This window comes from Pedobacter sp. UBA5917, assembly GCF_002432345.1.
Classification (GTDB): Bacteria; Bacteroidota; Bacteroidia; order Sphingobacteriales; family Sphingobacteriaceae; genus Pedobacter.
Genome location: NZ_DJDT01000245.1, coordinates 1 through 10,785, shown reverse-complemented (window position 1 = coordinate 10,785; position 10,785 = coordinate 1). Strand labels below are relative to the sequence as shown.

9 protein-coding genes and 1 tRNA gene are annotated in these 10,785 nt (G+C 39.9%); 2 read left to right on the top strand and 8 right to left on the bottom strand.

Annotated elements, in window-relative coordinates; genetic code table 11:
- Nucleotides 1–42 precede the first annotated feature (42 nt).
- Nucleotides 43–122 (top strand) — tRNA-Leu (locus B2V92_RS16625).
- Between the two features lie 282 nt (nt 123–404).
- Here the strand turns inward: B2V92_RS16625 and B2V92_RS16620 are convergent.
- The 5 genes from B2V92_RS16620 to B2V92_RS16600 all read right to left on the bottom strand — a co-directional run bounded on the left by B2V92_RS16620 (nt 405) and on the right by B2V92_RS16600 (nt 6,427).
- Entirely contained in the window at nt 405–2,198 is a 1,794-nt protein-coding gene (locus B2V92_RS16620; protein WP_293310163.1) for a M61 family metallopeptidase, read from the bottom strand.
- Nucleotides 2,199–2,381: 183 nt separating this feature from the next.
- Nucleotides 2,382–3,302 (bottom strand): helix-turn-helix domain-containing protein, encoded by a 921-nt coding sequence (locus B2V92_RS16615; protein WP_293310161.1) that lies wholly within the window; start codon nt 3,300–3,302, stop codon nt 2,382–2,384.
- Between the two features lie 67 nt (nt 3,303–3,369).
- The gene (locus B2V92_RS16610; RefSeq protein ID WP_293310159.1) at nt 3,370–4,143 is read right to left on the bottom strand and encodes an SDR family NAD(P)-dependent oxidoreductase; all 774 of its coding nucleotides are present in this window, start codon (nt 4,141–4,143) and stop codon (nt 3,370–3,372) included.
- Nucleotides 4,144–4,335: 192 nt separating this feature from the next.
- Complete coding sequence (locus B2V92_RS16605; RefSeq protein WP_293310157.1) at nt 4,336–5,193, bottom strand: NADP-dependent oxidoreductase; 858 nt, start codon at nt 5,191–5,193, stop codon at nt 4,336–4,338.
- Between the two features lie 343 nt (nt 5,194–5,536).
- Entirely contained in the window at nt 5,537–6,427 is an 891-nt protein-coding gene (locus B2V92_RS16600) for a winged helix-turn-helix domain-containing protein (RefSeq protein ID WP_293310155.1), read from the bottom strand.
- A gap of 180 nt (nt 6,428–6,607) precedes the next feature.
- Here B2V92_RS16600 and B2V92_RS16595 point away from each other — a divergent pair, with 180 nt between their 5' ends.
- A complete protein-coding gene (locus tag B2V92_RS16595) occupies nt 6,608–7,147 on the top strand; it encodes a hypothetical protein (protein ID WP_293310153.1) in 540 nt (179 codons plus the stop codon).
- 128 nt (nt 7,148–7,275) lie between these two features.
- On the opposite strand, the gene B2V92_RS16590 is transcribed toward B2V92_RS16595, so the two are convergent.
- The 3 genes from B2V92_RS16590 to B2V92_RS16580 all read right to left on the bottom strand — a co-directional run.
- Nucleotides 7,276–8,097: a hypothetical protein gene (locus tag B2V92_RS16590; RefSeq protein WP_293310151.1), complete on the bottom strand. Its 822-nt coding sequence runs from the start codon at nt 8,095–8,097 to the stop codon at nt 7,276–7,278.
- A gap of 79 nt (nt 8,098–8,176) precedes the next feature.
- A complete protein-coding gene (locus tag B2V92_RS16585) occupies nt 8,177–9,592 on the bottom strand; it encodes a hypothetical protein (protein WP_293310149.1) in 1,416 nt (471 codons plus the stop codon).
- 210 nt (nt 9,593–9,802) lie between these two features.
- A partial coding sequence (locus B2V92_RS16580; protein ID WP_293310147.1) for a TonB-dependent receptor domain-containing protein occupies nt 9,803–10,785 on the bottom strand: 983 nt, incomplete at its 5' end.

Below are 10,785 nucleotides of genomic sequence, written 5' to 3'. Positions count from 1 at the left end.
TAAGTTTCAATTTCTACATTTGCAACCCCGTCCAACACGAATGCCCGGATGGCTGAATTGGTAGACGCGCTGGTCTCAAACACCTGTGGGAAACCGTGCCGGTTCGACTCCGGCTCCGGGTACTGAAAAAGCCTTAGAGAAATCTAAGGCTTTTGTTTTTATCTGGTATTTAGTTTAAAATTTCTGACCGATCCACAGTTACAGCTGATTTATAAAATTTGTGGCTTTTTTTAAAAGAAATCAATCAAATACTTCGGCTGAATCCTTCAATGCAAAGATCAAAGCTTTCAAAGCTCAGTTACGTGGTCTAAAATAGGCAAAGTTCATCCTGAGACGAATAGATTAGGTCAGTCTGCATTCTGCAAAGACGAATTAGATATATGCAAAACAGGAGTTATCCTCAATTAATTCCTCATCCAACTATTGTAAATAAGCGTCTGCAGTTTATCGGGATTAGGCAAAGGAGTGATTTCAAAACTCCTTGTTTGCCAGCTGTTCAAAGTTAACATTAGCTTCTTTTCGGCACCATTCCGCATGATGTTCATGGTAATCTGGTCGCCGTTTTTTTTATCTTTTAATGGCGGAAATCCGGGTGAGGTAACCTGGTTACCATCAATGCTCAATATCTGATCACCGGGCTGTACACCAGCTTTCCATGCAGGAGATTGCCATATTACTTCCCTTGCTATGATCTTGTTGCTGTTCATGCCTGCTACGATGCCCAGATTATTGCCATATGCCCTGCGACTTATGGTATCTATGTTCAGCCCCGCGTAAGCAAAGTATTTTGAATAATCAGGTGCAGCTGTGGTATTGGCATATAAGAAAAGCTCATCTAGGGGCGTACCGGCTACCTGTTCAGCCTCTTTTTTAAATTCACTTTCTGTAAAACCCCTGTTCTTCTCTTTGTAATAGGCTCGATAAAGCGACTTCATCAGGTCATCGAGCGATCGCTGGTTACGGGTTTCGTGCCTTATTTTCAAATCAAGCATCAGTGCTAATGCGCATCCCTTGTCATAAACCGAAATCGTTTTATTCAGTGCATCCGCATCACGGTTGTTCGGATTGCCTTCCATTTCCCATATTGCGCGGCTGGCTGCCGAAGCAGACTGATGGAGGTGACCTTCCTTATTTTCATAATTGGTAATACATTGCCTAAAATTGTCCAATACCTGTTGTTCGGTCATAAGTTTTGCTGCCCGCGTGATTATATTTTCATAGTATACGGTAAAACCCTCCGAAATCCACAACAGGTTAGTATAATTTTCTTTTGCATAGTCAAAGGGTCCCAGTTCTATGGGTCTGATCCGTTTTACATTATATGCATGAAAATATTCGTGTGCAAGGAAATTATAAAAGTGTATTCTGTTTTTCTCCGCCAGAAGATTTTTATTGCCGATGATGAGCGAAGCGGAATTAAGGTGCTCGATCCCACCAAAACTTCCGCCCTGAGGGGTTCCTACAGCTAAAAAAGTGTAATGTTTGTACGGAATTTCGCCAATGATGTTACTACCGCTTGCGATAATCTTTTCCAGGTCTGCCGTTAGCTGTTTCCGGTCGAGATCTCCCATGTTATAGCCTATAAACTGATGGGGAATCCCTTTTACCATCATAACCGGGAGCGATTCCAAGCGACCCATCAATAGCGGACTATCATATAGCTCATCGAAGTTTGCTGCGGTAAATACATTTGCTTGTCCTGGCAGCTCACTCAGCCCAGTGGCAACAGATAAGGGCCATTTTTGGTAAGGTTTTACCTTCACTGTAACCGGTAATGGTAAAGCCTGTTTGGTGTATAATAGCAGGGCACCAGGTATGATATAGCCATAGTCTTCCGTAAGGTTGTTATTTGCAATAAAAGGATCTTCGGCCTTTACATCATAACTTATCTTAATATTTTGTGTTGCGGTATTCACCCGCCAGGTTGTGCGGTCGGTCTTTTTCCACTTTAAAAGTCTGTTATCGGCACCTTTTACCTCAAAATTGCTTACAGCACCGGCATAATCCATAAGCGAATAAAAACCTGGCGTCCAAACGGGCATGTGAAAATCAAGCGCACCTTTTTTGGCAGACCGATAATTAAGTTCTACATGGTACAGGTGGTTTGAAGGTTTGGGCATGGAGATTACAAAAACAGTTTTTGTAGTCTGCGCAGATAAAAGTAAGGGACCCAAAACAAAAACTAAGAAAGCAATCATGCAAAAGGTTTTTGCTTTTAGCCTGGAATGGTAGGATCTCATCATAAAAAATAAAGGTATATTATCAGAATTAATAGATGTTGTATGTTGTAAATTGTTACATTCAACAGGGATCAAAAGGCAACAATATGATCCAAACAACATTCAAAAAACGATTGCTGAGCGGAAAACAGATGAGTGGAATCAATTAAATGACTGCCTGAATTCCAATGGTGAGAGACTGGTTTTGGCTTTAAATAGTTTACTGAATGACTGTGGATGTTCAAAACCCAATTCATAGGCAATTTCGCTTATCGTCAATTCTGTTGTGGTAAGTCTTTCTTTAGCTTTTTCAATGAGCTTTTCGTGGATATATTGCTGGGCATTTTTGCCTATCAGTGAACGCAGCATATCGCTTAAATATCCCGTCGAAATATTCAATTGATCTGAAAGGTACTGCACTGTAGGAACACCCAGATGCAAAGATTCGTGACTATTGAGATAATCATCCAAAATGGTTTCCGTTTTTTGAAGAATATCATTGTTTACTGCCTTTCTGGTAATAAACTGGCGTTTGTAAAACCGGTTTACATAACTCAGCATCAATTCTATCTGAGCGATTATCACTTCCTGACTGAATTCATCCACACGACTGTTCAGTTCCTGCTCCATAATCCGATAAACGGAGAGGATAATCGCCCTTTCCGCGTCGGATATATGGAGGGCTTCATTGGATGAGTAAGAGAAATAGCCGTATTGCCTGATTTTTTTTGCCAACGGATGTCCCAACAGAAAATCAGGATGGATAAGCAATATATAACCATGGGTTTCCCTATTGTATTCTACAGTTCCTACCAATTGATTTGGGGCTAAAAACAGCATACTTCCTTCATTGTAATCGTAGTAATCCTGACCATATTTCAGTCTGCCGCTGTTTTTTGTGATGAAGGTTATTTTATAAAAACTAAGCACGTCGTATATCGGTGCCATATCTGTGTTGAACGGATTTTTTTCATTAAAATGAACAAGACTTATCAGCGGATGTTGGGGGGCAGGCAGGCCAAAAGCCTGATGACTTTCGGAAATGGATATAAAACGGATCAGTTTTTCGCCTTTATTTTTCATCTTATAAAATTATTAAAAAAACCTATGACAAAATGATCGGCATAGGTTTTCAAAGTTAATTGGATATTTACCAGGGAAGGATGTTATCTGGTCCGCTAAAATTAGCAGGTCCTGTAAAACTCCCGGTGGGAAGATCTTCTGCCAGAGCCACCCTTATTGGTTCGATCGAACCCTCTTCCACACTATCGGTTCCCTGAAAATTATTAAGGGCTGTTGCGGTAAAACCGGGACTAACAAGATGGACTTTGATGTTTGTATTTTCCAGTTCTATTGCCAAAGAGAGAAAAATCCCATTGAGAGCGGTTTTAGAAGCGCCATACACCGCATCGAATGCCGAGCGGTATGGATTATCCGGGTTTGAATTTACCTGTAGCGAACCTAATGCGCTGGATACCGTAACGATACGGGCTGCGGTTGCTTTTTGCAATAATGGCAATAAGGATTGTGTGATGGCAAGCGTAGCAAATACGTTTGTTTCCCAAACAGTTTTTAATTCGCTTATTGGTGCAATGCTGGCCCGTTGTGCTCCAAGTACTTCTTCCATCGTACGGTTGGGGGTGCCGGCGTGCGAAATAGCAGCATTATTTACCAGTAATGTAAGATATCCAAATTCAGTTTGTATAAGATTAACTGCCGCATGGACAGAATTGGCATCGGTAATGTCTAACTGAATGGCTTTTGCTTCACCGCCAATCTCTGCAACAGCAGCTTCACCTTTTTCCAGGTTACGGGAACCTACATATACGATATAACCGTTATCGGCAAGGGCTTTGGCAATTTGGAAACCTACGCCTGTATTGGCACCGGATACGAGTGCAACTTTCTTTTCGTTTTTATGCATAATTTAATGAATTAGAAATTTATGCAACAAATTTGAGCATCCGGATCACGATAGCTGTAGCCAAATCGAGAATATCCCAAGCCAAATCGAGGATAGATTGGAGATTTCTTCGGTAATATCAAGCTAATTCAGCAGTAAAGCTGTTATTGAGCATGGCGATAAAGTTTTAATAACTTTTACTAAGATGCTGACTTATATTTTTGCAGGTTCAGATACGCCGACAACGATTTTTCCGCTGACGCTGTGAGACTCAATGGTTTCGTGCGCGCTGACAATTTCATTTAAAGGAAAAACTTTCTCAACTTTAACTTTTAAAGTTCCTTTTTCAAGCAAAGTGGCAAATAACTGCAAATGTTTTTTCTGGGGTTGCATCATCGGCCAAATCAATTCTACATTTCGTTCCTTCGCCATTTTTAAGGCAATTGGATCATCTTTGGTTGATGAAGGTAAACAAACCACTTTACCGCCCGGTTTAACAATATTAATAGCGCGATAGAGTATTTCTCCTCCCATAGTATCCATTACCGCATCGAGGCCTGTGGCAATTTCTTCAAATTTTTCCGCTTTATAATTTATTGAAGTATCAACGCCCAATTCTAGAAGGAAATCTGCATTTTTAGCAGACGATGTGCCATAAACAAATGCACCGGCAAGTTTTGCGAATTGTGTAGCCAAGTGACCAACACCCCCTGCGGCAGACTGTATTAAAACTTTTTGCCCCTCTTTTATTTGTAACTGATCATTAATGGCCTGATAAGCGGTTAACCCGGCAACCGATACTGCAGCAACCTCATAGAATGAAATATTCGCTGGTTTTTTTACTATCGTTTCAGCACTTGCGATCGCATATTCTGCATAGCTGCCATTTGTTAAACCGAAAATTTCGTCGCCAATCTTAAAATCCAATACATTGCTGCCTACTTTTTCAATTATACCGCTTACATCTTTTCCTAAAATGGCCGGCAATTGCAGGTCTTTGCAGGATCTATGTAATCCAGATCTGATTTTTGCATCAACAGGGTTTATGCCTGCCGCAATTACCCTGATCAAAACCTGGTCATCATTAATAATCGGTTTTTGTATTTCACTAAACTGTAATTCTTCCGGTTGACCAAATTTTTTTATGAGGATCGCTTTCATTGTGCAAATATAACCCTAGGCGGATAAATATCTGGCATTAAGAGAACTGTTTAAGTTTAATGGAATCTCCCGGTACGTTTTGGTTAACAGAGAAGAAAAAATGCAAGAGGATAACTTTTTATCATACGATCTGAAGAGGGAGTTCCGTAAATACTTTCACGAAAAGTTTACCAATGCCTATTGGAAATAGATGTTGAATCGCATTAACCAAATAGAGCCATAGCGAAATCTAAGGCTTTGTTTGATCTGCCGGTTAGTTTAAAATCTCCAGCCGATATCCTTTCCCACGTATCACAACAATTTTAATATTCGGATCAAATTCCAGTTTTTTTCTGAGTTTTGAGATGAACATATCCAAACTGCGGCCCACAATTACGCCTTCATCTTCCCATATCTCCTTTTGCAACCTGCTTCTTTCTATGGTTTGGTTGGGAGATGATGCAAAAATGAGCAGTACACGGGTTTCGGTTCCCGTTAGCTCAATTGTTTGTTCATTTATGATCAGTTTCCGGTGTTTTGCATCGAACAGTACCGAACCCAAAGTAAATATATCGGTAGATTGAATTTCGGGTAAAACTTTCCGCGGCTTAACAGCTCTCAAAAAGATAAAACCCAAAATTGCCAAAAACGGCAGGCTTCCCAGCAGGTATCCATTTCTTGCTGCGCTTATTCCTGTCGGTTTAAATTTAATGTTGATCATATAACGCGCCATAGGTTGCTTTCTCCCTATGCAGGTTATAATATCATCTTTTTTGTTTTTGGATATGGCGAATCCATATACAACATTGGAGTTGCCTGCGTTAAGCACATTAACAATGTAATCATCTGCCTGCGGATCTGCTGTTAACACACGTCTGATCGTATTTACCATTAAGCTTGGCTGAAAAGTTAACTGCTGCTCAAAACTGATCTGGTATTCATTTTCATGAATCTCTTTTACCGGCAATACCCGTGAGGTACTGTCGCCCGATTGCAGGAGTATTTCATGCCCGATCCTGCGCAACAGAATTTCCCTTCTGGTAAGATCAAAGTCGTCGCTTCCATTCATACTGAAAGCCACACAGATTCCCGAAATAAACAGGAACAGTATCACTCCGAACAGGTATTTACCTTTTAGGGAGAGGAGATTCCGGCTATTCAACATAGTGTCAGGTTTTTATTTACAAAGTTTACATTTTTATTTACAATTCTGATAATCAGAACGAAAAGATATCAAAGTAATTTTGCTAAGTCAATTTTGATAGCATATGATAAATAAATGATGTCTTATCGGGTCTGGCTTATCAAAATAATCTATATGTAACTTAATAAAACAATAAAAATTATGAAAAAAGTATTTTATGCGATCATGTTATCACTCGTTGTGGTGAGCGGACTGGTATTTGCCAATCGTGAAATCAAGAATGGAACTACTGAGAATCCTTCCACAAAGCCGCTTTCTGCTGCTGAGCGGAAAGCCGGATTGAAAAAATGGGAGGCTAGTCCTGATGGTATCCTATACAAAAAATGGGAAGCATCTGCTGCAGGTAAAAAAGTGTATGCCGCTGAAGCTAAAATAAGGAAACACCTTAACGATTATACCAATATGGAGGGCGTTGTAACCTCTCTTTCTCTTCCACCTGGATCAAGATTAGGTTTCGGAGTGATGGTAAGGATAAATGACGATGATTATATCGTAAAATTTGAGCCTGAGAAGTCTCAGCTTGGACAATTGCATAGCCTGAAAGTTAACGACAAAATCATGGTAAAAAGCCATAGCGTATCGCACGCGCCCAAGTATTCATATCCAATAGTTTCGTGCGAATATTTAGAACGGGATGGTAAAGTAATTTTTAAACGTGCGCCACGCAAAGGTGGTTGCTAAATCAAGATCGTAGCAAAACAATAAACAGCTAGCTCCATTACTTAATCGGGGATTTTTTAAAAAGACAAAAAGGGTTGCCCATTAAATGGCAACCCTTTTTTATTTCTTAGGTAGAGTTTTAAAAATATCTATTCGAATAATTTATTTAAGGTAACATCATAATATTTACTGTTTTTTAATATATAGGCCGCACTGGCATTTGGTCTTGGCATATCTGTAAGATAAACGGTGTATACCTGTTTTCCCGGGTTAGCCGGATTATGAGGAACACTAAGTGTTAAAGAGAGATATACCGCACCATTACTGCTCTGTATTGGCATTTGGGTTTCGTGATCAATGAATGAAAACTTATATTGGGTTTGTATTAGTCCAGCCCTAATTGGTTTTTTAACAAGGTAATAACCTGCTGTATCTAAATTTCCTCCAATTCCGATAAGGGTATCAATCGGGAGGTAGGTAACCACACTTGTTAGTGTCGATTTAATGATAACATCGAGCTTGCGGTAAGGTACCCCAGCACTGTTAGATAGCGCGATTTTAGATAAGTTAGCGATTTTAAGCTTCATGTACCCTACCGGCGCTGCAGGTTCATTTAGCTGTGTATTTTTTATCAGTTGCGGGGCGATGGTACTATCCGGCTGAAAAATGTATACTGTATCTCTCTTTTTTGGCTGCAGGTTAAATTCTTTCTCAAGCAGTATAGCGCCCGTGTTTTTATTGTAAAAACTAAATTTCCCGGGGCCACTTAAAAAAACATTACCATAAGATTCGACAGGGCGGCCATTGAGTTTTTTACCCAAATTATCGCCAAGGATACTGTTATTGATAAACACAGGGATATCGGCATAGCTGGCCGCATCTTTTAAATAGGATTCCTGCTTTTTGCATGCAGAAATAAAAAGGATAACTAAACTTAAATAAACAAAGTAACGGGTAATGATTCTTGACATATTTTCTTTTATTAATAAGAATAAGTAACAGCTAGGCTGTTACTTATTCTTAAGGTTTTAAAACAAACGGTTAATAAGGTTAAAAGTTAAATTTGGTCCAGTTATCTGTCCAGATTGCACCGCTAGGGTCAATAGCACCATTGTAAGAGCCGCTGGTTCCACCATCAGTTGAAGGTGAGGCAACAGGTGTTAAATTAGCGGGATCATAAGAACCATTTGCATAAAATGCTGCTGATCCACCTGCTAAACCTAAATAATCAGGAGATAATGATCCTGTAAATGCCTGGTTGTTGGCAAATGTAGCCGGACGACCACCTGTAGCTGGTAGATAGGTGGTAACATAACCATGTACTAAATTGAATTGAAGTGCAGAACCTGCTTGTTTGATGTTTTCGAAACGGATACCGTTGTTATATCCTGCTACGATTGAATTTTGAAGGTTTACACCAGATTTTCTTCTGATGTGTACGCCATTTTCAAGTTCATCGGCTTCAGTACCTGTACCACCTGTTGAATAACCTAAAATAGTGAAGTTACTTAAAGCAGGTCTGGTGATGAAACTGGTAGAAGTAGTATCACTTGTAGGGTTGTTATCAGATTCGATACCGTTAGCATCACTAACACCACCTGATGTAGTGTGGTTACCATCACGGTTTTTTAATGCAATAGCATATTGAATTGTACCTGAATAACCGAAATCGAAATCAAAGTCATCATCAATACCACCTAAAGCGATTAAGTGATCTGCATTTACTGTTCCACCGAAAAATTCGAACGAATCGTCATTGCTGAAAGATACCTGGATATGGCTCAAAGTAGTACCCGAACCAACACCACCTAAAGTAAGACCGTTGATTTCGTTATCGGTTGATAATAAGAAACCTGCATATTCGATACGCGCAAAACGTAATACACCTGAATTATCACCTGCCGAAGAACCACCATAAGTTACATCTGCTGGTGGAGATGTAGGGATACCTTCGATTACTGTTGAAGTAGGCTGGTTAGTTGGTGCATTACCCAATAAAATTACACCACCGAAATCGCCTGGAGTAGGTGAAGCAAGAGCAGGATCCGGACCAAATACGATTGTACTATCTGGATTGTAGCTGCTTTCGGCCACATTGCTTCTGTTTCCATCAGCAAAAATCTGTGCATTTTTAGCAATTACCAAAACACCTTTAAGCGATCTGCCTGCATAAGTTACCGCATTACCGGTTACCACGTGCGTTCCTGCTTTAATATGAAGTTTTGCGTTACTACCTGAGAAATAAACCACACCATCTAAAAGATAAAGGGTATCAGGACTAAGTGTACGGCTGCCGGTATATACGCCAGCCAGGTGTACTTTTGGTAACAGGTTATAATCAATAGGTGCTTTAGATGATTTGTTGAAATCGCCGGTGCGCAAAGCACCATCCTTTTTGCAGCTCTGAAGTGCAAATGTTGCAAGTACTGCCAGGAGTACTATTAAGTTTAAATTTTTTGTTTTCATTGTAAAGGAGATTTGTTTAATGTGGAAGATTTGTGTTTGTTTTAAAACATTGTAAAGTTGAAATATATGTTTGAATAATACAAGAGAAATTATAAAATAATTTAACCATAAAATATTGATAAATAGGTATTTATATCACTTATATAAAGTAATTAAAGTATTTTTGAGGCGTTTAAAACACCTCTGCCGGCTTATTTTTTTACCCTGATTTTAAAATTTATAACTAAACGTAATGCTCACGGTTCTTCCGTTTTTTATCCTGTACGAAATCTTATCACCTTTATCTGCTTCATAGGCATCGGTACCATTTCCGGTTAGGTCGTAACCATCCTGTCCATTTAATTTATAGGCTGATGGATTGGTGTAATAAATGGTAGATTCATCCAAAAGGTTACCGATATTGAGCTTGATTTCTGCTTTTTGTTTCATTAGGCGTGCGCTTAACTGAAGATCGATCACGTTACGCCCGTTTTCATATTCAATATCATTCGGGCTTGCCGTTACTACGTAAGAGCGGTACCCTGTGCGGTTATAACTAACATTGGCACCAACTATTTTTGAGTTATAACTTACACCCGCATTAATAAGCCATGGCGATTGGCCATACAACGGACGTTTTACGCCAGGCAATATTTCTTCTATCAGCGAGTAGGACGTACCTCCATTTTCGGCAGCAACCCTGTAATTTACGGCAGTTACTTCAGAGCGCATCCAGGTGCCATTTCCAAAAATGCTTAAATCGCGTAGCCACTGCTTATCGGCGATAAACCCCAGCGACTTGCGGAACTCCATTTCAAACCCTTTATTGGTTGCTTTTTTCTGGTTCTGGAAACGCAGGTAGCGTATTTTGCCGGTCGAAGAAGATACATTCTGTGCAACAAGTTCGAGGGGGTTATCAAAGTCTTTATAAAAGGCCGATACCGATATAATTTCTCCCGGACCAGGGTACCACTCATAACGGAGGTCGTAATTTTTGATTTTGGTACTGATTACATTCCAGCCGCTGATATACGATTCTAAATAGGGATCGTACAACTCGAAATAAGAAGTTTCCCTAAAGTCGGGCCGCACCACGGTAGTAGAATAAGCCGCCCTGAAATTCATCTGCTCGTTAAGGCTATAGGTAGCATTAACCGATGGCAGGAAACGCCAGTTTTTTTCGCCAGTGATAAAAGGATTTACTTTCTCGAAAC